The organism is Kitasatospora sp. NPDC048296 (assembly GCF_043201815.1).
Taxonomy (GTDB): Bacteria; Actinomycetota; Actinomycetes; order Streptomycetales; family Streptomycetaceae; genus Kitasatospora.
The window spans coordinates 2,081-26,647 of record NZ_JBICZB010000022.1 but is presented as its reverse complement, the minus strand read 5'-3'; the positions used below and the strand labels follow the sequence as shown (position 1 = coordinate 26,647).

Below are 24,567 nucleotides of genomic sequence, written 5' to 3'. Positions count from 1 at the left end.
GCGGGCGCCTCGGTGGTGCGGGTGCGGCTGTCCGCGACCGGCGACGACTCGGTCGCCGTCGAGGTCGCCGACGAGGCGGGCGGCCCGGTCGTCTCGGTCGGCTCGCTGCTGCTGCGGGCGCTCCCGGCGCTGGCCGGTGCGGGCGCCGGGCCGGTCCGGGACGCGATGTTCGAGCTGCGCTGGTCCCGGCCGCGCGGCGGCGCGCAGGCGCCCGCCTCGGTGGCCGTCCCGGACACGGACCCGCTCGGCCTCGGCGTGCTGCCGACGGCGGGCGAGGACCCGGCCGAGGTGGTGCTCGTGCCGCTCGCGGGCGACCCGGCCGACCCGGTCGGCTCGGCCCACGCGTTGACGGCTCTGGCGCTGGCCCGGCTCCAGCAGTGGCTCGCGGAGGACACGGCCGGCCGGCTGGTCTTCGTGACCCGGGGCGCCGTCGCCACCACGGCGGACGAGGAGGTCACCGACCCGGCCGCGGCCGCCGTGTGGGGCCTGGTGCGGTCCGCGCAGGCCGAACACCCGGGCCGCTTCGGCCTGGTCGACCTGGACCCGGCCGGCGGCCCGCTGCCCGAGCGCGCCCTGGGCGGCGACGAGCCGCAGCTGGCCGTGCGCGGCGGCGCCGTGCTCGCGGCCCGGCTGGCCCGCGCGGGCGCGGTGGCCGTGACCGGCGCCGCATGGAACCCGGACGGGACCGTCCTGATCACCGGTGGCACCGGAGGCCTCGGCGCCGTCCTCGCCCGGCACCTGGTGGCCGAGCACGGCGTCCGTCGCCTCGTGCTCGCGAGCCGCCGGGGAGCCGCGGCCGAAGGCGCCGCCGACCTGGCCGCGCGGCTCACCGAGGCGGGCGCCGAGGTCGCCGTCGAGGCGTGCGACCTCACCGACCGCGCCGCCGTCGAGCGCCTGATCGCGGGCGTGCCGGCCGGACACCCGCTGACCGCCGTGGTGCACGCCGCCGGCGTGCTCGACGACGGCGTCGTCGAGCAGCTCACCCCCGAGCGGCTCGCCGCCGTCCTGCGGCCCAAGGCCGACGCCCTGTGGCACCTCCACCAGGCCACCCGCGCCCTGGACCTCGCCGCGTTCGTCGTCTTCTCGTCCTTCTCCGGCACCGTCGGCGCGGCCGGGCAGGCCAACTACGCCGCGGGCAACGCCTTCGCGGACGCGCTCGTGCGCACCCGCCGGGCCGCCGGACTGCCCGCACACTCGCTCGGCTGGGGCCCCTGGGCCCCCGTCGGCGGAATGACCGGAGGGCTCACCGACGCGGACCTCGACCGGCTCGCCCGGCTCGGCACCCCGGCGCTCTCCGAGGCCAACGGCACCGCGCTGTTCGACGCCGCCCTCGCCCGCCCCGAGGCCGTCCTGCTGCCCGTCCGCCTCGACCTCCCGGCGCTGCGCGCCCGGGGCGAGGTGCCGCCGCTCCTGCGCGGCCTGATCCGCACCCCCGCACGGCGCGCGGCCGTGACCGCCACCGAGGCGGCCGGTGCCCTCACCCGCCAGCTCGCCGGGCTGGACGAGCGCGCCCGCACCGAGGCCGTCGTCGACCTGGTCCGTGCCCAGGTCGCGGCCGTGCTGCGGCACGCCGACGCGTCCGAGGTCGACCCGCACCGCCCGTTCCAGGACCTCGGCTTCGACTCGCTGACCGCCGTCGAGCTGCGCAACCGCCTGAGCGCCGCCACCGGCCTGCGCACCTCCGCGACCGTCGTCTTCGACTACCCGACCGTCACCGCCCTCGCCGGGCACGTCCTGGACGGCCTGACGGGCGCCCAGGCGCCCGCCGCCGCGGCCCCCGTGCGCGCGGCGGCCGACGACGAGCCGATCGTCATCGTCGGCATGAGCTGCCGCTACCCCGGCGGCGTCGCCTCGCCCGAGGACCTGTGGCGCCTGCTGCGCGAGGGCACCGACGCGATCTCCGGCCTGCCTACCGACCGCGGCTGGGACGTCGAGTCGCTCTACCACCCGGACCCGGACCACCTCGGCACCAGCTACACCCGCTTCGGCGGCTTCCTGCACGAGGCCGCCGACTTCGATCCGGGCTTCTTCGGCATGAGCCCGCGCGAGGCGCTGGCCACCGACGCCCAGCAGCGCCTGCTGCTGGAGGCCTGCTGGGAGGCGGTCGAGCGGGCCGGGATCGACCCGGTGTCGCTGCGCGGCAGCCGCACCGGCGTGTTCGCCGGCGTGATGTACAACGACTACTCCGCGCTGCTCGCGGGCGGCCGCTTCGAGGGCCACCAGGGCAGCGGTACGTCGCCCAGCATCGCCTCCGGCCGCGTCTCCTACACGCTCGGCCTGGAGGGCCCGGCCGTCACCGTCGACACCGCGTGCTCGTCGTCGCTCGTCGCCATGCACTGGGCCATGCAGGCCCTGCGCGCCGGCGAGTGCACGCTGGCCCTGGCCGGCGGCGTCACCGTGATGTCCACCCCGACCTCGCTGATCGAGTTCTCCCGCCAGCGCGGCCTCGCCCCGGACGGGCGCTGCAAGGCGTTCTCCGACCGGGCCGACGGTGTCGGCTGGTCCGAGGGTGTCGGTGTGATCGCCCTGGAGCGCCTGTCCGACGCGCGCCGCAACGGGCACCCCGTCCTCGCCGTCGTGCGCGGCTCCGCCGTCAACCAGGACGGCGCCTCCAACGGGCTCACCGCCCCGAACGGGCCCTCCCAGCAGCGCGTGATCCGCCAGGCCCTGGCCACCGCCGGGCTCGCCACGGCCGACGTCGACGTCGTCGAGGCGCACGGCACCGGCACCTCCCTGGGCGACCCGATCGAGGCCCAGGCGCTGCTGGCCACCTACGGCCAGGACCGCGAACTCCCGCTGCTTCTCGGCTCGGTGAAGTCCAACCTCGGCCACACCCAGGCCGCCGCGGGCGTCGCGGGCGTGATCAAGATGGTGCTGGCGATGCGACACGGCGTCGTGCCCCGCACCCTGCACGCCGCCGAGCCGTCCTCCCACGTGGACTGGGACGAGGGCGCGGTGGAGCTGCTGACCGAGGAGGCGGACTGGCCGGAGACCGGCCGCCCGCGCCGGGCCGGCGTGTCCTCCTTCGGCTTCAGCGGCACCAACGCCCACGTCATCCTCGAACAGGCCCCCGTCGTCGTCCCGCGGGATGCCACCCCGGCCGTCGCGGAGCCCGTCCTGCTGTGGCCGCTGGCCGGCCGCAGCCCGGCCGCGCTGCGCGACCAGGCCGCCCGCCTGCGGGCCTTCGCCACCGCGGACCCGGCCGCGAGCCCGGCCGACCTCGGCCTCTCGCTCGCCACCACCCGCTCCGGCTTCGACCACCGCGCCGTCGCCGTCGGTGGCGACCGCGACGAGCTGCTCGCCGCCCTGAGTGCCCTCGCCGCGGGCGAGTCCGCCGCCGGGCTGGTCGCGGGCGAGAGCGGCGCCGGCAAACTCGCCGTGCTGTTCGCCGGCCAGGGCGCACAACGCCTCGGCGCCGGACGCGAACTCGCCGGGCGCTTCCCGGTGTTCGCCGAGGCACTGGACGAGGTGCTGCGCGAGTTCGGCCCCCGGCTGGAGCGCCCGCTGCGCGACGTGCTGTGGGGCGAGGACGAGGAGCTGCTGAACCGCACCGGCTGGGCCCAGCCCGCGATCTTCGCCGTCGAGGTCGCGCTGTTCCGCCTGGTCGTCTCGCTCGGAGTGCGGTCCGACGTGCTGCTCGGCCACTCCGTCGGCGAGATCGCGGCCGCGCACTGCGCCGGGGTGCTCCCGCTCGCCGACGCGTGCGCGCTCGTCGCCGCGCGGGCCCGGCTGATGGACGCGCTGCCCGAAGGCGGCGCCATGGTCTCCGTCGAGGCCACCGAGGACGAGGTGCTGCCGCGCCTGGTGCCCGGCGTCTCCGTCGCGGCCGTCAACGGGCCGCGGGCCGTGGTGATCTCCGGCCTGGAGGACGAAGTCCTGCGCATCGCCGGGGAGTTCGCGACCGAGGGCCGCCGCACCAAGCGGCTGCGGGTCTCGCACGCCTTCCACTCGCCGCTGATGGAGCCGATGCTGGAGGAGTTCCGGCGCACCGTCGTGGAGCTGGACTTCCGCGCGCCGGTCATCCCGCTGGTCTCCGACACCACCGGCGAGCTCGCCACCGAGGCGCAGCTGTGCTCGCCCGAGTACTGGGTCGAGCACGTACGCCGGGCCGTCCGCTTCGCCGACGGCGTCCGCGCCGCCCGCGCGGCCGGCGCCGCCACCTTCCTCGAACTCGGCCCGGACGGCGTGCTTTCCGCGCTCACCGAGGAGATCCTGGCCGACACTGTTCCGGCCGGTCATGGCGCAGTGACGGCCGTCCCGCTGCTGCGCGCCGGGCGCCCCGAGGAGCGGACCGCCGCCCTCGCGCTGTCGGTGCTCCATGTGCGCGGCCACGCCCTGGACTGGGCCGCGCTGTACGCGGGCACCGGCGCCGGCCGCACCGACCTGCCCACCTACGCGTTCCAGCACGAGCGCTACTGGCCCGAGGCCGAGCCCGGCACCGCCGCCCAGGCCGCCGACCCCGCCGACTCCGCCCTGTGGGGCGCAGTCGAGCGCGGCAGCGCCGCCGAACTCGCCGGCCTGCTCGGCCTGCGCGACGAACAGCACGCCGGCCTCTACGCCCTCCTGCCCGCCCTCGCCGACTGGCGCCGCACCCGGCACGAGAAGGCCCAGCTCGACGCCGCCCGCTACCGCGTCCACTGGCGGCCGGTCCGTCCGGCGGCCGCGCCCGTGCTGGACGGCACCTGGCTGGTCGTCACCACCGACGCCGTCGACGACGCCCAGCTCTTCGATGTCCAGCTCCTCGACGCGCTGCGCGGCCACGGAGCCCGTCTCGAACGGCTGGTGCTCGACGAGGACTGCCGCGACCGCGCCGAACTCGGCCGCCGGATAGCGGACTTCGGCGAGTTGAGCGGCATCCTGTCGCTCGTCCCGCTGGCCGACCGGCCCACCCCCGGGCCCGGCCTGCCGGAGGGTGTCGCGCTCGGCGTCGTCCTCGCCCAGGCCCTCGGCGACCTGCGCTCCGCCACGCCGTTGTGGACCGTCACCCGCGGCGCCGTCTCCACCGGTCCCGCCGACCCGCTCACCAACCCCGTCCAGGCCGCCGCGTGGGGCCTCGGCCGGGTCGCCGCCCTGGAGCGCCCGCAGGCGCCGGGCGGGCTGGTCGACCTGCCGCCGGTGCTCGACGCGCCGACCGTGCAGGGCCTGGTCGGCGTCCTCGCGGGCGGTGGGCGCGGGGGAGAGGACCAGATCGCGCTGCGCGGCAGCGCCGCCTACGGCCGCCGCCTGATGCGGCACGCCGTCGACGAGCTGCCCCGCGCCGAGGAGTTCACCGCCGACGGCACCGTCCTCGTCACCGGCGGCACCGGCGCGCTCGGCGCCGAGGTCGCCCGCTGGCTGGCCCGCAGCGGCGCCCGGCACCTCGTGCTCACCGGCCGACGCGGCCCGGACGCCCCCGGCGCCGCCGAACTCGTCGCCGAACTCGCCGAACTCGGTGCCACCGCGGCCGTCGTCGCCTGCGACGTCGCCGACCGCGACGCGCTCGCCGCCGTCCTCGCCGCGGTTGCGGCCGAGCACCCGCTGACCGGCGTCGTGCACGCCGCCGGCGTCGGCCAGGCCGCCCCGCTCTCGGACACCCCGGTCGCCGAGGTCGCCGCGCTCACCGCCGCCAAGCTCCACGGCGCCGCCCACCTCGACGCCCTCCTCGCCGACCACGAACTGGACTTCTTCGTCCTGTTCTCCTCCGTCGCCGGCATCTGGGGCAGCGCCGGGCAGAGCGCCTACGCCGCCGCCAACGCCTACCTCGACGCCCTCGCGGAGAACCGCCGCGCCCGCGGCCTGACCGCCACCTCGATCGCCTGGGGCCCGTGGGCCGGCGCCGGCATGGCCGCCCACGAGGCCGTCTCCGACGGCCTGCGCCGCCAGGGCCTGCGCTTCCTCGCCCCGGAGACCGCGCTCACCGAGCTGCGCCGCGCGATCGTGCACGAGGACGTCGCCGTGACCGTCGCGGACGTCGACTGGGAGCGCTACGCCCCCGTCTTCACCGCCGCCCGGCCGAGTGTCCTGTTCGACGAGCTGCCCGAAGTCCGCGCCCTCGCCCGCGGCGCCGCGGCCGACACCGGGGCCGCCTCCGACCTCGTCCGCCGCCTGCGCGGCCTCTCCGAGGCCGAGCGCGACCGCCTGCTCGTCGACCTGGTGCGCCGCGAGGCCGCCGCCGTCCTCGGTCACGGCTCCGTCGACGGCGTGCCCGAGAAGCGGGCCTTCCGCGACGCCGGCTTCGACTCGCTGACCGCCGTCGAGCTGCGCAAGCGCCTGGCCGCGCTCACCGGGCTGCCACTGCCCAGCACCATGGCCTTCGACCACCCGACGCCGGTCGCGCTCGCCGCCTTCCTGCGCGGCGAACTGCTCGACGGAGCGCAGGACGTGACGGCGCCGCCGGTCGCCGCCGCCGACCCGGATGAGCCGATCGCCATCGTCGGCATGGGCTGCCGCTTCCCCGGCGGCGCCGGAAGCCCCGACCGGCTGTGGCGGCTCGTCGCCGAGGGCACCGACGCCATCTCCGAGTTCCCGGAGAACCGCGGCTGGGACACCGGCCTCTACGACCCGGACCCGGACACCCCCGGCCGCACCTACTCCACCCAGGGCGGCTTCCTGCACGAGGCCGGCGAGTTCGACGCCGCGTTCTTCGGCATCTCCCCGCGCGAGGCCCTCGCCATGGACCCCCAGCAGCGCCTACTGCTGGAGACCACCTGGGAGGCCCTCGAATCCGCGGGCATCGACCCGACCTCCGTGCACGGCAGTGCGACCGGCACCTTCATCGGGTCCACGTACCAGGAGTACGGGCTCGGCATGGACGACAGCTCCGCCGGGCACGCCGTCACCGGCACCAGCCCGAGCGTGCTCTCCGGCCGCCTCGCCTACCTGTTCGGCCTGGAGGGCCCGGCCGTCACCGTCGACACCGCGTGCTCCTCCTCGCTCGTCGCGCTGCACCTGGCCTGCCAGTCGCTGCGCGGTGGCGAGAGCTCCCTCGCGCTCGCCGGCGGCGCCACCGTCATGACCAACCCGAACGCCTTCATCGCCTTCAGCCGCCAGCGCGCGCTCGCCGCCGACGGCCGGTGCAAGGCCTTCTCCGAGGCCGCCGACGGCATGACCCTCGCCGAGGGCGTCGGCGTCGTCGTCCTGGAGCGGCTCTCCGACGCCGAGCGCAACGGGCACGAGGTGCTCGCCGTCATCCGCGGCTCCGCGATCAACCAGGACGGCGCCTCCAACGGGCTCACCGCGCCCAACGGGCCGTCCCAGCAGCGCGTCATCCGCCAGGCCCTGCACAACGCGGGCCTCACCCCGGGCGACGTCGACGCCGTCGAGGCGCACGGCACCGGCACCGCCCTCGGCGACCCGATCGAGGCCCAGGCCCTCCAGGCCGCGTACGGGCGCGACCGGGACCCGCAGCGCCCGCTGCTGCTCGGCTCGGTCAAGTCCAACATCGGCCACACCCAGTCGGCGGCCGGCGTCGCGGGCGTGATCAAGATGGTCCAGGCGCTGCGCCACGGCGTGCTGCCGGCCACCCTGCACGCCGACGAGCCGTCCTCGCACATCGACTGGACGCCGGGCACCGTCACCCTGCTCAACGAGGCCGTGCCGTGGCCGGCCGGCGAGCGGACCCGCCGCTGCGCGGTCTCCTCCTTCGGCATCAGCGGCACCAACGCGCACGTCGTGCTGGAGGAGGCGCCCGCCGCCCTTCCGGCCGACCGTGCCGAGGTGTCCGACGGCGTCGTGCCGTGGGTGCTCTCCGCCCGCACCCCCGCCGCCCTGCGCGCCCAGGCCGCGCGCCTGGCCGACCACCTCGACGTCGAGCCGGACCCGCGCCCGAACGACGTCGCCCACACCCTGCTGACCACTCGCGCCCTCTTCGAGCACCGTGCCGTCGTGCTCGGCGCCGACACCGCCGAACTGCGCGAGGGCCTCGCCGCGCTCGCCACCGGGGCCTCCGCGCCGAACGCTGTCCGCGGCCTCGCCGAGGACGGCGGCCGCACGGTCTTCGTCTTCCCCGGCCAGGGCTCCCAGTGGGTCGGCATGGGCGCCCGGCTGCTGGACGAGTCGCCGGTGTTCGCCGAGCGGATCGCCGAGTGCGCGGCGGCCCTGTCCACGCACGTCGACTGGTCGCTGCTCGACGTGCTGCGCCAGGCCGAGGGCGCGCCCGCGCTGGACCGCGTCGACGTGGTCCAGCCGGCGACCTTCGCCGTCATGGTGGCCCTCGCCGAACTGTGGCGCGCCCACGGCATCCACCCGGACGCCGTGGTCGGCCACTCCCAGGGCGAGATCGCCGCCGCCGTCGTCGCCGGGGCGCTCTCCCTGGAGGACGGCGCCCGGGTGGCCGCGCTGCGCAGCCGGCTGATCGGCCGCGTCCTGGCGGGCTCCGGCGGGATGGTCTCCGTGTCACTGCCGGCCGACGAGGCCGAGGAGCGGTTGCGCTCGCGCGGCGGTGGGCTCGCCGTCGCCGCCGTGAACGGGCCGCGGACCGTCGTCGTGGCCGGCCCGGCCGGCGAGCTCGACGAGCTGATGGCCGAGTTCGAGGCCGAGGGCCTGCGCGCTCGGCGGATCAGCGTCGACTACGGCTCGCACTCCGCCCAGGTGGAACTCCTCCGGGACGACCTGCTGACGGACCTCGCCCCCGTGCGCCCGCGCGTCGCCGAGGTACCGTTCTTCTCCACCGTCACCGGCGACTGGCTCGACACCACCGCCATGGACGCCGGCTACTGGTACCGCAACCTGCGCAACCCGGTGCGCTTCGACCCGGCCGTGCGGGAGCTGATGGCCCAGGGCCACGGCCTGTTCGTCGAGGTCAGCCCGCACACCGTGCTCACCATGGCGATCGAGGCCACCGCCGAGGACAGCGGCGGCCGCGCCACCGCCGTCGGCACCCTGCGCCGCGACAAGGGCGGCACCGACCGCTTCCTCGCCTCGCTCGCCGAGGCCTTCGTCCGCGGCGGACGGGCCGACTGGTCCGCCCGCACGGCCGGCGGGCGCCGCGTGCCGCTGCCCACCTACGCCTTCCAGCACGAGCACCTGTGGGCCGTCGCGCCGCGCCCCGGAGGGGAGCCGGAGGACGGCGAGTTCTGGAGCGCCGTCGAGGAGGCCGACGTCGAGGCACTGGCCGCCCGGCTGCGCGTCGACAGCGGCGCGCTCGCGCCGGTGCTGCCCGCGCTGACCGACTGGCACCGCCGCCGGCGTGAGCGCTCGACGCTCGACTCCTGGCGCTACCGGGCGACGTGGAAGCCGCTGACCGTCGCGTCCGCCCGCCTGGACGGCACCTGGCTGCTCGTCACCGCCCGGGAAGGCGAGGGCGAGGACGTCGCCGAGGCGCTGACCGCGCACGGCGCGACCGTCGAGCGGCTCGTCCTGGACGACACCTGCACCGACCGGCAGCGGCTCGCCACGCTCCTGGAGCCCGCCGACCTCACCGGCATCGTCTCCCTGCTCGCCACCGCCGAGCGGCCGAGCGAGCGCCACCCCGCCCTGCCCGAGGGCGTCGCGCTCACCCTCGCCCTGATCCAGGCCCTCGGCGACGCCGGGCAGGAGGCGCCGCTGTGGTGCCTCACCCGCGGCGCCGTCGCCGCCGGGCGCACCGACACGGTCGCCAACCCGGTGCAGGCACAGGTCCACGGCCTCGGCTGGACGGCCGCCCTGGAGCACCCGCAGCGCTTCGGCGGCGTCGTCGACCTGCCCGACGCGCTCGACCGGCGCGGCGGCGAGCGGCTGGCCGCCGTACTGGCCGCCCGCGACGAGGACCAGGTGGCGATCCGCCCCTCCGGCGCCTACGCCCGCCGCATCGTGCGCGCCGAGGCCGCCGCCCGCCGGGAGGTCCGGCCGCTGCGAGGCACCGTCCTGATCACCGGCGGCACCGGCACCCTCGCCCCGCACCTGGCGCGCCGGCTCGCCGCGGAGGGCGCCGAGCGGATCGTGCTCACCAGCCGCCGCGGCGCCACCGCGCCGGGCGCCGCCGAGCTGCTCGCCGAACTCGCCGCCGCGGGCTGCGCGGCCGAGATGGCGGCCTGCGACCTCACCGACCGCGACGCCGTCGCGGCGATGCTCGCCGACCTCGCCGCGGCCGGCCACGAGGTGCGCACCGTCGTGCACACCGCCGCCGTCATCGAGCTGCTGTCGATCGAGGAGACCACCCACGAGGCCTTCGCCAAGGTCCTGCACGCCAAGACCGCCGGCGCCCGCCACCTCGACGAGCTCCTGCCCGACGACCAGCTCGACGCCTTCGTGCTGTACTCCTCCACCGCCGGTATGTGGGGCAGCGGCCGGCATGCCGCCTACGTCGCGGGCAACGCCTACCTCAACGCCCTCGCCGAGCACCGCCGCGCCCGCGGCGGCCGGGCCACCGCGATCTCCTGGGGCATCTGGGCCGACGACCTGAAGCTCGGCCGCGTCGACCCCGGCCAGATCCGGCGCAGCGGCCTGGTCTTCATGGACCCCTCGCTCGCTCTGGACGGGCTGCGCCAGGCCCTGGACACCGACGAGCAGGTGCTCGCGATCGCCGACGTCGACTGGGAGCGCTACCACCCGGTCTTCACCTCCGGCCGCCCGACCGCCCTGTTCGAGGACGTCCCCGAGGTGCGCCGGCTCACCGAGGCCGCCGAACGCCCGGCCGGGGACGGCGAGTTCGCCGCCAAGCTGCGCGCCCTGCCGGTCGCCGAGCAGGAGCGCCGGCTGCTGGACCTGGTCCGCGCCGAGGCGGCGACCACGCTCGGCCACGCCTCGCCCGACGTGCTGTCCGAGCAGCGGGCCTTCCGTGACGTCGGCTTCGACTCGCTGACCGCCGTCGACCTGCGCAACCGGCTGGCCGCCGCTACCGGGCTCACGCTGCCCAGCACCCTCGTGTTCGACCACCCGAACCCGCTCGCCCTGGTGCGCTTCCTGCGCGAGAAGATCGCCGGCGCCGCCGCCGACGGCCCCGCCGCCACGGTGGCGGGCGCCGCGCTGGACGAGCCGATCGCCATCATCGGCATGAGCTGCCGCTACCCCGGCGGGATCGCCTCGCCCGAGGACCTGTGGCGGCTCGTCACCTCGGGCGGCGACGCCATCACCGAGTTCCCGGCGGACCGCGGCTGGGACACCGAGGGGCTGTACGACCCGGACCCGGACGTGCCCGGCCGCACCTACTCGGTGCGCGGCGGCTTCCTGCGGGACGTCGCCGACTTCGACGCCGCGTTCTTCGGCATCTCCCCGCGCGAGGCCCTCGCCATGGACCCGCAGCAGCGCCTCCTCCTGGAGACGGCCTGGGAGGCCATGGAGCGCGCCGGCCTCGACCCGTCCGCCCTGCGCGGCAGTCTCACCGGCACCTTCATCGGCGCCAGCTACCAGGACTACAGCCCCGGCGACTCCGCCCAGGACGGCGCCGAGGGCCACCTCGTCACCGGCACCATCCCGAGCGTCCTGTCCGGCCGGCTCTCCTACACCTTCGGCTTCGAGGGCCCGGCCGTCACGCTCGACACCGCGTGCTCCTCCTCGCTCGTCGCCCTGCACCTGGCCTGCCAGTCGCTGCGCAACGGGGAGAGCTCCCTCGCCCTCGCCGGCGGCGTCAGCGTGATGGCCACGCCCAACGCGTTCGTCGGCTTCAGCCGCCAGCGCGCGATGGCCGTGGACGGCCGCTGCAAGGCCTACGCCGAGGCCGCCGACGGCATGAGCCTCGCCGAGGGCGTCGGCCTCGTCCTGGTCGAGCGCCTCTCCGACGCCGAGCGGCTCGGCCACCCGGTGCTCGCCGTCCTGCGTGGCTCCGCCGTCAACCAGGACGGCGCCTCCAACGGCCTCACCGCGCCCAACGGGCCCGCGCAGCAGCGCGTGATCCGTGCCGCGCTCGCCGGCGCACGGCTCGCCCCGGGCGAGGTCGACGCGGTCGAGGGCCACGGCACCGGCACCAGGCTCGGCGACCCGATCGAGGCCCAGGCGCTCCTCGCGACCTACGGCCAGGACCGCGAACTGCCGCTGCTGCTCGGCTCGGTGAAGTCCAACATCGGCCACACCCAGATGGCCTCCGGCGTGGCCGGCGTCATCAAGACCGTGCTCGCGCTGCGCAGCGGCGTGCTCCCGGCCAGCCTGCACATCGACCGGCCGTCCACGCACGTCGACTGGACGGAGGGCGCCATCGAGCTCCTCGCCGAGGCGCGCGACTGGCCGGAGACCGGGCGTCCGCGCCGGGCCGCCGTCTCCTCCTTCGGGCTGAGCGGCACCAACGCGCACGTGATCCTCGAACAGGCACCGGCCGCCGTCGTGGCGGCTGCGCCGGCGGACGGCGACACCGTGCCCTTCACGCTGTCCGCCCGTACCGACGCGGCGCTGCGCGCCCAGGCCGGTCAGGTGCTCACCGCGCTCGACGAGCAGCCCGAACTGCCGCTCGCCGACCTGGCGTTCTCCCTCGCCACCACCCGCACCGCGCTCGACCGCCGTGCCGCCGTCACCACCGGCGACCGCGCCGAGCTCCGGCGCGCGCTCGCCGCCCTGCGTGACGGCCTGCCGGACGCCGCCCTCGTCACCGGCCGGGCGGCCGTCGGCGGCCTGGCGTTCCTGTTCACCGGCCAGGGCAGCCAGTACCCGGCCATGTGCAGGGAGCTGTACGACCGGTACCCGGTGTACGCGGAGGCGCTGGACGCCGTCCTCGCCCGCTTCGACCTCGCCTACGAACGGCCCGTCCGGGACGTCCTGTTCGCGGCGGAGGGTTCGGCGGAGGCTGAGCTGCTGGATGACACGGGGTATGCGCAGCCGGCGTTGTTCGCGCTGGAGGTGGCGCTGTTCCGGCTGGTGGAGTCGTGGGGTCTGCGGCCCGATTTCGTGGTGGGGCACTCGATCGGTGAGATCGCGGCGGCGCATGTGGCGGGGGTGTTCTCGTTGGAGGACGCCTGCACGCTGGTCGCGGCTCGGGCCCGGCTGATGTCCGAACTCCCCGGTGGGGGAGCGATGGTGTCGGTCGAGGCGACGGAGGAGGAGGTGCTGCCGCTGTTGACGGACGGCGTCTCGATCGCCGCCGTCAACGGGCCCAGGTCGGTGGTGCTCGCGGGCGACGAGGACGAAGTCCTCCGTGTTGCGGGCGAGTTCGTCGGGCGGCGCACCAAGCGCCTGCGCGTCTCGCACGCCTTCCACTCCCCGCACATGGAGCCGATGCTCGACGCCTACACCCGCGTCGCCGCCACGCTCACCTACGACGCCCCGGCGATCCCGCTGATCTCCACCGTCACGGGCGCACCCGCCACCGCCGACGAACTCGCCGCGCCCGCGTACTGGGCCCGGCAGGTGCGCGGCACGGTCCGCTTCGCCGACGCCGTCCAGGCCCTCGCGGGCCACGGCGCCACCGCCTTCCTCGAACTCGGCCCGGACGGCGTCCTCACCGCGGCCGCCCGCGACACCCTCGGCGACGGCGCCCGCCTCACCGGCGTGCCCGCGCTGCGCCGCGGCCGGCCCGGCGTCCCGGCCCTCACGGCCGCGCTCGCCCGGCTTGCCGTCGGCGGCCTGCGCCCGGACTGGGCGGCCGTCTTCGCCGGCACCGGCGCCCGCCGCGCCGACCTGCCCACCTACCCGTTCCAGCGGGAGCGCTACTGGCCGGAGGGCCGGTCCGTCCCGGCGGTGGGATCCGACCCCGTGGACGCCGAGTTCTGGGCCGCCGTCGACCGCGGCGACCTCGGGGCGCTCGGCACCGGCCTGGACCTCGACCGCGACACCGTGACCGCCCTCTCCACCTGGCGCCGCGCCCGGCGCGAGTGCTCCACCGTCGACGCCTGGCGCTACCGCGCCTCCTGGACGCCGCTCGATGCCACGGGCGCCGCGGCCCGGCCGTCCGGCCGCTGGCTGGTGCTCGCGTCGGACGACGCACCGTGGGTGGACGGGCTCGTCGACGGGGTGACCCTCCGGGTCTCCGGCGACCGGGCCGCGCTCGCCTCCCAGCTGCGCGAGGCCGCCGTCGGGGAGATCACCGGCGTCCTGTCCCTGCTCGCACTCGGTGACGACGCGCTCGCGGCCACCGTCACCGCCGTCCAGGCCCTCGGCGACGCGGACCTCACCGCCCCGCTGTGGTGCCTCACCCGCGGCGCCGTCGCCACCGGCCGCTCCGACCGCTCCGCCGACCCCCGGCAGGCCGCCGTCTGGGGCCTCGGCCGCTCCGCCGCCCTCGAACTGCCCACCCGCTGGGGCGGGCTGATCGACCTGCCGGAGCAGCTCGACGACACCGCGCTGCGCCGCCTGGCCGCCGCGCTCGCCCGCACCGACGGCGAGGACCAGCTCGCCGTCCGCGCCTCCGGCACCTTCGCCCGGCGCCTCGTGCGCCACCCGCTGCGTCAGCCGCTGGGCGAGCGCCCGGCCGCCCGGCCGTACGCGCCCGCCGGCACCGTCCTGATCACCGGCGGCACCGGCGGCCTCGGCGGGCAGCTCGCCCGCCGCCTCGCCGCCCAGGGCGCCGAGCACCTGCTGCTGGTCAGCCGTCGCGGCCCGGACGCCCCCGGCGCCGAGCAGCTGCGCGCCGACCTCGCCGCCCTCGGCGCCGACGTCACCCTGGCCGCCTGCGACGCCGCCGACCGGGAGGCCCTCGCGGCCGTCCTCGCCGCCGTCCCCGCCGGCCGGCCGCTCACCGCCGTCTTCCACACCGCCGGCGTCGTCGCCGACGGCACCCTCGACACCCTGACGGCCGAACACTTCGCCGAGGTGTACCGCCCCAAGGTCGACGCCGCGCACCACCTCGACGAGCTGACCCGCGACACCGACCTCGCCGCCTTCGTCCTCTTCACCTCCACCGCCGGCACCATCGGCGCCGCCGGACAGGCCAACTACGCCGCCGCCAACGCCCACCTCGACGCCCTCGCCGAGCAGCGCCGCGCCGACGGCCGCCCGGCGACCGCGATCGCCTGGGGCCCGTGGGCCGGCGACGGCATGGCCGGGGCCGGCGTCGAACAGCGGGTGCGCCGCGGCGGCTACGGCCCGATGGCGCCCGAGCGCGCCCTGACCGCCCTCGGACACGCCCTCGACCACGACGACACCGCGCTCACCGTCGCCGACATCGACTGGCAGCGCTTCGCCGCCGTCTTCACCGCGCAGCGGCCCGTCCCGCTGATCGCCACGCTGATCGCCACGCTGGCCGGACCGGCCGGCCGCCCGGCCGCCGCCGCCCAGGAATCCGGGCTGCGACAGCGCCTCGCCGAGCTGTCCGAGCAGGCCAGGGAGCGGTTCGTCCTCGACTTCGTGCGCACCCGCGTCGCGGCCGTCCTCGGCCACGCGGGCGGCGAGCGCGTCGGCGCGGACCAGCCCTTCACCGACCTCGGCATGGACTCCCTCACCACCGTCGAACTGCGCAACGCCCTCACCGCCGCCACCGGCCTGACCCTGCCCGCCACCCTGGTCTACGACCACCCGACCCCGGCGGACCTGGCCGCCCACCTGCTCGCCGAACTCCTCGGCACCCTGCCCGAACCCGACCGGGCCCCGGTCCTGCGGGACGTCACGGACGACCCGGTCGTGATCGTCGGCATGGCCTGCCGCTTCCCCGGCGGCATCGAGTCGCCGGAGGACCTCTGGCGGCTGCTCGGCGACGGCGCCGACGCCGTCCGCCCGTTCCCCACCGACCGCGGCTGGGACCTCGACGCCCTCGGCCGCGGCGGCTCCGCCACCCTCCACGGCGGCTTCCTCGACGGCGTCGGCCGCTTCGACGCCCGCTTCTTCGGCATCTCGCCGCGCGAAGCCCTCGCCATGGACCCCCAGCAGCGCCTCCTCCTGGAGACCTCCTGGGAGGCCCTGGAGCGCTCCGGCATCGCCCCCGACCGGCTGCGCGGCAGCGACACCGGCGTCTTCGTCGGCACCAACGGCCAGGACTACCTGACCGTGCTGCGCCGCGGCACCGCCGACGTCCGAGGTCACGCCGCCACCGGCAACACCGCGAGCGTCCTGTCCGGCAGGCTCTCCTACACCCTCGGGCTGGAGGGCCCGGCCGTCACCGTCGACACCGCGTGCTCCTCCGCCCTCGTCTCGCTCCACCTGGCCGCCCGCGCGCTGCGCGCCGGGGAGTGCTCGCTGGCCCTGGCCGGCGGCGCCTCGGTGATGTCCAGCCCGGACGCCTTCGTCGAGTTCACCGCGCAGGGCGGATTGGCCTCGGACGGCCGCTGCAAGCCCTTCGCCGACGCCGCAGACGGCACCGCGTGGTCCGAGGGCGCGGGCGTGCTCGTCCTGGAGCGGCTCTCCGACGCGCGGCGCAACGGGCACCCGGTGCTCGCGGTCGTGCGCGGCTCCGCCGTCAACCAGGACGGCGCCTCGAACGGGCTGACGGCCCCCAACGGCCGGGCCCAGCAGCGGGTGATCCGCGCGGCCCTCGCCGACGCGGGCCTGACCGCCGCCGAGGTCGACGCCGTCGAGGCGCACGGCACCGGCACCGCCCTCGGCGACCCGATCGAGGCGCACGCCCTGCTGGCCGCCTACGGGCGGGAGCGCGAACTGCCGCTCCTGCTCGGTTCGGTGAAGTCCAACCTCGGCCACACCCAGGCCGCCGCCGGCGCCGCCGGTGTGATCAAGACGGTGCTCGCGATGCGGCACGGTCTGCTGCCGAAGTCGCTGCACGTCGACGCGCCCTCCCGGCACGTCGACTGGACGGCCGGCGCCGTGGAGCTCCTGACGGAGGCCCGGGACTGGCCGGAGACCGGCCGCCCGCGCCGGGCCGGCGTCTCCGCCTTCGGCGTCAGCGGCACCAACGCGCACGTCCTGCTGGAGCAGGCGCCTGCCACCGTGGAGCCGGCCGGTCCGGTGGTGACCGCGGGCGCGGCGCCGTGGGTGGTCTCCGCCAAGTCGGAGGCCGCGCTGGACGCTTCGCTCGCGCGCCTCGCCGAGGTGGACGGGCCGTCCGCGCTGGACGTCGCCCACTCGCTTTCCGTCGGCCGGGCCTCGCTCGGGCACCGGGCGGTGCTGCTGGACGGCGCCGAGGTCGCCCGCGGCGTCGCCGCCGAGCGCTCGACGGCGTTCCTGTTCTCCGGGCAGGGCTCGCAACGGATCGGCATGGGGCGGGAGTTGTACGCCCGCTTCCCGGTGTTCGCCGAGGCCTTCGACGGCGTCTGCGCACGGCTGGACCAGCTTCTGGACCGGCCGCTGCGGGACGTGGTGTGGGGCGAGGACGCGGAGCCGCTGAACCGGACGGAGTACGCCCAGGCCGGGTTGTTCGCGGTCGAGGTGGCGCTGTTCCGGCTGGTCGAATCCCTGGGCGTGCGGCCGGAGTTCGTGGCCGGGCACTCGATCGGTGAGATCGCCGCGGCGCATGTGGCCGGGGTGTTCTCCCTGGAGGACGCGTGCACGCTGGTGGCGGCGCGCGGCCGGCTGATGCAGGCGCTCCCGGAGGGCGGCGCGATGCTCGCCGTCGAGGCTTCGGAGGACGAAGTCCTGCCGCTGCTGGACGAGTCGGTGTCGATCGCCGCGGTGAACGGGCCGACGTCGGTGGTGGTCTCGGGTGCCGCCGAAGCCGTCGCGGCGATCGAGGCGCACTTCGCCGACCGGCGGACCACGCGCCTGCGGGTCTCGCACGCCTTCCACTCGCCGCTGATGGAGCCGATGCTCGACGAGTTCCGGGCCGTCCTCGACGGGCTCGCCTACGAGGCTCCTTCGATCCCGCTGGTCTCCAACCTGACGGGTGACACGAGCGCGGATCCGTGCACCCCCGAGTACTGGGTGCGCCACGTCCGCGAGACCGTCCGCTTCGCCGACGGCGTCCAGGCGCTGGAGGAGGCGGGAGCCACCGCCTTCCTGGAGCTGGGCCCGGACGGCGTCCTCGCCGCCCTCGCCGAGCGGGGGCTCGGCGCGGAGAGCGTGACCGCCTCCACCCTCCGCCGTGACCGGCCGGAGGAACACACCCTGGTCACCGCCCTCGCCCGCCTGCACGTCGCGGGTGTCCCGGTCGACTGGGCGCGGCTGTTCGACGGCACCGGCGCCCGCCGGGTCGACCTGCCCACCTACCCGTTCCGGCGCGACCTGTACTGGCCCGAGCGCGCACCCGAGGCCGTCGCCGCTGCCGACCCGGCAGACGCCGCGTTCTGGGCCGCCGTCGAGCGCGCCGACACCGCCGCCCTCGGCACGACCCTCGGCCTCGACGACGACACGTCGCTCAGCGCCCTGCTCCCCGCCCTCTCGGCGTGGCGCCGCCGCCGGAGCGAGCGGACGGACGCCGACCGGCTGCGCTACCGCGCGGTCTGGAAGCCGTACGCCGCCCCCACCGGCCCGGACGCCCTGCCGGGCACCTGGCTGGCCCTCGTCCCGGCCGACCGGGACGACGACGCCTGGACGTCCGCGGTGCTCGCGGCCCTCGGCGCGGACGTCGTGCGGGTGGCGGTCGACGGGGACGACGTTGTGGACCCGGCCCCGCTCGCCGGGCCGATCACCGGCGTGGTGTCCCTGCTCGCCGCCTCCGGCGGCGTGCCCACCGGGCTCGCCCGGCCGGACGCCCTGCTCGGTGCCCTCGGCGAGGCGGGCGTCCAGGCCCCGCTGTGGTGCCTCACCCGGGGCGCCGTCGCCGTCGGCGACACCGAGGCCCCGCAGGACGCCGCGCAGGCGGCCGCCTGGGGCGTCGGCCGGGTGGCCGCCCTCGAACACCCGCAGCGCTGGGGCGGGTTGATCGACCTCCCCGAGGCCCCCGACGCCCGCACGGCGGCCCGCCTGCGCGCCCTGCTGACGGCCGGGGACGGCGAGGACCAGCTGGCGCTGCGCCCTGCCGGAGCCTTCGCCCGCCGCCTCGGGCGCGCCACGACGTCCGACTCGGCGCGCCCGTGGACCCCGCGCGGCACCGTTCTGGTGGTCGGCGACCCGGAGGGCCACGCGGCCCCCGCCGCCCGCTGGCTCGCCCACGCGGGCGCCCGGCAGGTGGTGCTGCTCGCCGCGGACACCGCCGTCGCCGGCGAGACCGTCGACCGGCTGTGCGCCGAGCTCGCCGAGTACGGCGCCGAGCTGACGCTCGTCACCGGCACGCCCGGCGACCCGGAGGCCGTCGCCGCCGTCCTCGGGCTGCCGGACCTCTCGGCCGTCCTCTACACGGGCCGGACCGGAGAGCCCGCCGACCAGCCCGCCGACCAGCTCGCCGGGCTGCTCGCCGATCTCGACGCGCTCGACCAGGCGTTCGCGGACCGGGAGCTCGACGCCTACGTGCTGTTCGGGTCGATCACCGGCACCTGGGGTGTGAAGGGCCGGGCCGACGAGGCCGCCGCCAGCGCCCTCCTCGACGCCGTCGCCCAGGGGCGCCGCACCGCCGGGCGGCCCGCCACCGCCGTCGCGTGGGGCGCCTGGGCGGGCAGCACGCCCGACTCCCTGGCCGCACACCTGCGGGCCAACGGGCTGCCGCCCGTCGCTCCCGACCGCGCCCTGACGGCCCTCGCCGCCGCCCTCGACGGCCCCGCCGTCACCGTCGCCGACGTGGCGTGGGAGCGCTTCGCGCCCGCCTTCGCCGAGGCCCGGCCGACGCGGCTCTTCGCCGACCTGCCCGAGGCCCGCGTCGCCGCGGAGCCGGCGGAGGCAAGCGCCTCCTCCGGCAAGGCCGACGCGCTGCGCGCCGGGCTGCGCGAGCGGTCGGCGGCCGAGCGCACCGAGGCGCTGCTGGCGATCGTCCGGGCCGAGTCGGCCGCCGTGCTCGGCCACGCCGACGCCGACGACGTGCCGTCCGGGCACCCGTTCAAGGACCTCGGCTTCGACTCGCTGACCGCCGTCGACCTGCGCAACCGGCTCAACACCGCGACCGGCCTGCGCCTGCCGGCCACCCTCGTGTTCGACTACCCGACCCCGACGGCCCTCGCCGCCCACCTCCGCTCCGAACTCTTCGACGAGGCGCAGGAGGTGGAGCGCTCGGCCGTCGCCGCCGACACCGACGACCCGATCGTGATCGTCGGCATGGGCTGCCGCTACCCGGGTGGCGTCCGTTCGCCCGAGGACCTGTGGCGGCTGCTGCGGGAGGGCGCCGACGCGATCGGCCCGTTCCCGGCGGACCGCGGCTGGGACCTCGACCGGCTCGCCCACGGCGACCGCGACGGGCGCGGGCGCAGCGTCACCCAGCAGGGCGGGTTCCTGTACGACGCGGCCGAGTTCGACGCCGCCTTCTTCGGGGTCTCCCCGCGCGAGGCGATGGTCGTCGACCCCCAGCAGCGGCTCGTCCTGGAGACCGCGTGGGAGGCGCTGGAGCGCGCCGGGATCGACCCGGCGGGCCTGCGCGGCGGCGACACCGGCGTCTTCATCGGCGGCGGCAGCGGCGACTACCGGCCGGCCATCGGCCAGCTCGGCCACGTCGAGACCGCGCAGTCCGCGAGCCTGCTCTCCGGCCGGCTCTCCTACACCCTCGGGCTGGAGGGGCCCTCGGTCAGTGTGGACACCGCGTGCTCGTCCTCGCTGGTGGCCCTGCACCTGGCCGCCCAGGCCCTGCGGTCCGGCGAGTGCTCGCTGGCCCTGGCGGGCGGTGTGACGGTGATGTCGAGCCCGGTCGGTTTCGTCGAGTTCGGCGAGATGGGGGCGCTCTCCCCGGACGGGCGCTGCCGCACCTTCTCCGACGCCGCCGAGGGCACCGCGTGGTCCGAGGGCGTCGGCGTCCTGGTGGTCGAGCGGCTCTCGGACGCCGAGCGCCGGGGCCACCGCGTGCTGGCCGTCCTGCGCGGCTCCGCGATCAACCAGGACGGCGCGTCGAACGGCATCACCGCGCCCAACGGCCCGTCCCAGCAGCGCGTCATCCGGCGCGCCCTGGCCAACGCGGGCCTGGCGCCCGCGGAGGTCGACGCCGTCGAGGCACACGGCACCGGCACCAGGCTCGGCGACCCGATCGAGGCGCAGGCGCTCCTCGCCACCTACGGCCAGGACCGCGAACGGCCCGTCCTGATCGGCGCGCTGAAGTCGAACCTGGGCCACACCCAGGCCGCCTCCGGCGTGGCCGGCGTGATCAAGATGGTGCTGGCCATGCAGCACGGCCTGCTGCCGCGCACGCTGCACGTCGGCACACCGTCCTCGCACGTCGACTGGACGGCCGGCGCCGCCGAGCTCCTCACCGAGGAGACCGCGTGGCCGGCCACCGGCCACCCGCGCCGGGCGGGCGTCTCCGCCTTCGGCGCGAGCGGCACCAACGCCCACGTGATCGTCGAGGCGCCGCCCGCGGCCGAGCCGGCCGAGGAGCGCCCGGACGACCGGCCGCTGCCCGTACCGCTCTCCGCCGCGACGCCCGCCGCGCTGCGCGAGCAGGCCGCCCTGCTGCTCGGCCACCTCGCCGCGCACCCGGAGCTGACCGTCCGCGACCTCGGCCACTCGCTCGCCACCACCCGCACGCTGCTCGACCACCGGGCCGCCGTGCTCGCCGCCGACCGCGCCGAGCTGACGCAGGGCCTGCACGCCCTCGTCGACGGCCAGGCCGCGACGCAGCTCGTCCAGGGTTCGGCCCTGGGCGGGAAGACCGCCTTCCTCTTCCCCGGCCAGGGCTCGCAGCGCCCCGGCGCCGGGCGGGAGCTGTACGCCGCCCACCCGGTGTTCGCCGACGCGCTGGACGCGGTCCTCGCCGGCTTCGAGGGACGGCTGGCCGGGCCGCTGCGCCCGGTGCTGTTCGCGGCGGAGGGTTCGGCGGAGGCTGAGCTGCTGGATGACACGGGGTATGCGCAGCCGGCGTTGTTCGCGCTGGAGGTGGCGCTGTTCCGGCTGGTGGAGTCGTGGGGTCTGCGGCCCGATTTCGTGGTGGGGCACTCGATCGGTGAGATCGCGGCGGCGCATGTGGCGGGGGTGTTCTCGTTGGAGGACGCCTGCACGCTGGTCGCGGCTCGGGCCCGGCTGATGTCCGAACTCCCCGGTGGGGGAGCGATGGTGTCGGTCGAGGCGACGGAGGAGGAGGTGCTGCCGCTGTTGACGGACGGCGTCTCGATCGCCGCCGTCAACGGGCCCACGTCGGTGGTGCTCTCCGGAGACGCGGACGCCGTCGAACGCATCGCCGCCGGATTCGCCGCCGACGGACGCAGGACTAGGCGTTTGCGGGTGAGTCATGCGTTTCACTCCGTACACATGGACGCCATGCTCGACGACTTCGAACGGACCGCCCGGGGCATCGCCTACGCCGCCCCGCGCATCCCGCTCGTGTCCAACCTGACCGGCGACGTCGTCACCGGCGACACCGGGGCGGAGTACTGGGTGCGCCACGTCCGCGAGGCCGTCCGCTTCGCCGACGGCGTCGCCGCCCTGACCGCCCGCGGCGTGCGCCGCCACCTCGAACTCGGCCCGGACGGTGTGCTGTCCGCGCTCGTCCAGGCCAACACGGCGGCGGACGCCGACCCGGCCCGCCCGGTGGTCACCGCCACCGCGCTGCGCCACGGCCGCGACGAGCGCACGACCCTGCTCACCGCCGTCGCCCGCCTGCACACCGACGGGCTCGCGCCGAACTGGTCCGCGCTCTTCACCGGCACCGGCGCCCGCCGGGTCGACCTGCCCACCTACCCGTTCCAGCGGCAGCGCTACTGGCCCGAGCAGTCGTTCGGCCCGGCGGCGTCCCCGACCGCGTCGCCGGACGGGGAGTTCTGGACGGCGCTGCGCTCCGCGTCCTTCGACGCGCTCGCCGGCACCCTGGACGTCGACGGCGACGCCCTCGCCCAGGTGCTCCCGGCGCTGCGCGACTGGCACGACCGGCGCGAGGAGCAGGCCGCCGTGGACGCCCGCCGCCGGCGGATCGTCTGGAAGCCGCTCGACCGGCCGCGCGCCGCGGCCCCGGCCGGCACCTGGCTCGCCGTCGTGCCCGCCGGCCACGGCGACCCGGCCTGGACGGACGCCGTCCTCGCCGCACTCGGCGCGGACGCGGTCCGGCTGACCGTCGAGGCCGACGCCGACCGCGCCGGACTCGCCAAGCAGCTCGCCGAACTCCCGTACGCGGCCGAGGAGATCACCGCCGTGGTGTCCCTCCTGGCGCTCGACGAGTCCGTGCTCGACGAGTCCGCGGACGGCGGCGTCCCCGCCGGGCTTGCCCGCACCGCCGCCCTGGTGCAGGCGCTCGGCGACGCCCGGATCGGCGCCCCCCTGTGGTGCCTCACCCGGGACGCCGTCGCGGCCGCCCCCGGCGACCGCGTCACCGGACTGGCCCAGGCCGCCGTCTGGGGCCTCGGCCGGGTCGCCGCGCTCGAACTCCCGCAGCGCTGGGGCGGCCTGATCGACCTGCCCGCGAGCCTCGACCGGCGCACCGGCGCCCTGCTGGCCGCAGTCCTCGCCGACCCGGACGGGGAGGACCAGCTGGCCGTCCGGCCCACCGGGATCCTCGGCCGGCGCCTGGCCGCCACGCCCGGCGGGTCCGTGAGCGATCCGGCGGACTGGGACCCGACCGGCACCGTCCTGATCACCGGCGGCATCGGCGCGCTCGGCGCCGAGGTCGCCCGCGGCCTCGCCGCCGCCGGGGCCCGGCACCTCGTGCTGCTCAGCCGCCGCGGCCCGGACGCCCCCGGCGCGGCCGAGCTCCGCGAGGAACTCGCCGCCACCGGCGCCGCCGTCACCGTCGCGGCCTGCGACGCGGCCGACCGGGAGGCGCTCGTCGCCGTCCTGGCCGCCGTGCCCGCCGAGCACCCGCTCACCGCCGTCGTCCACGCCGCCGGCGTGCTCGACGACGGCGTCATCGACGGCCTCACCTCCGACCGCTTCAAGGACGTCTACCGCGCCAAGGCCACCTCGGCCCTCCTGCTCGACGAGCTGACCAGGGACCACGACCTCGCCGTCTTCGCCCTGTTCTCCTCCGCCTCCGCGGCCGTCGGCAACCCCGGCCAGGGCAACTACGCGGCGGCCAACGCCGTCCTCGACGCCCTCGCCGAACGCCGCCGCGCCGACGGTCTCGCCGCCACCTCCCTCTCCTGGGGCGCCTGGGCCGGCGGCGGCATGGCCGCCGACGCCCGGGCCGGCGAGGCCGCCCGCCGTACCGGCATCCGGCCGCTCGATCCGGCCGTCGCGGTCGCCGCGCTGCGCCGGGCCGTCCTCGACACCGCGCCGACCACGCTGGTCGCCGACGTCGACCCGGAGCGCTTCGTCCGCGCCTTCACCGCCGTCCGCCCGAGCCGACTGCTCGCCGAACTCCCCGGCTACGCGGACCCGCAGGGCCCCGGCGGGGACAACGCCGACGGCCGCGAGCTGCGCGCCGAACTGGCCGCGCTCAGCCCGGCCCGCCGCTCCGCCGCCCTCCTCGGGCTGGTGCGCGGCCGCGCGGCCGAGGTGCTCGGACTGCCCGGCATCGAGGCCGTCGGCCCCGAGAAGGCCTTCCGCGACCTCGGGTTCGACTCGCTCGGCGCGATCGAGCTGCGCAACCGGCTCGGCGCCGCCACCGGCCTGGACCTGTCCCCGACGCTGGTCTTCGACCACCCGAGCCCGACCGAACTCGCCGAGCACCTGCTCGGCCTGCTCTTCGAGGGCGACAGCGGGGCCGGAACGGACGGCGCGGACCCCGAGCGCGCCCGCCTGCGGGCGCTCGTCGAGTCCGTCCCGCTGGACCGCCTGCGGCGCAGCGGCGTCCTGGACGCACTGCTGAGGCTCGCCGACGACGCGCCCGCCCAGGAGACCGAGGACACCGACGCGATCGACGCGATGGACCTGGACGACCTGGTGCAGGCCGCCCTGCGCAACGACCCCGACCACGCCCAGGACTGA

The 24,567-nt window shown here is 77.1% G+C and carries 1 protein-coding gene (running past one end of the window); it reads left to right on the top strand.

From position 1 onward, the window contains the following. On the top strand, positions 1-24,567 hold the 3' portion of the coding sequence (locus ACGF12_RS15595) for a type I polyketide synthase (RefSeq protein WP_393029390.1). It extends 3,447 nt beyond the left edge of the window; the window shows 24,567 of its 28,014 coding nt (coding positions 3,448-28,014); its start codon lies beyond the left edge, outside the window; it ends in the stop codon at positions 24,565-24,567.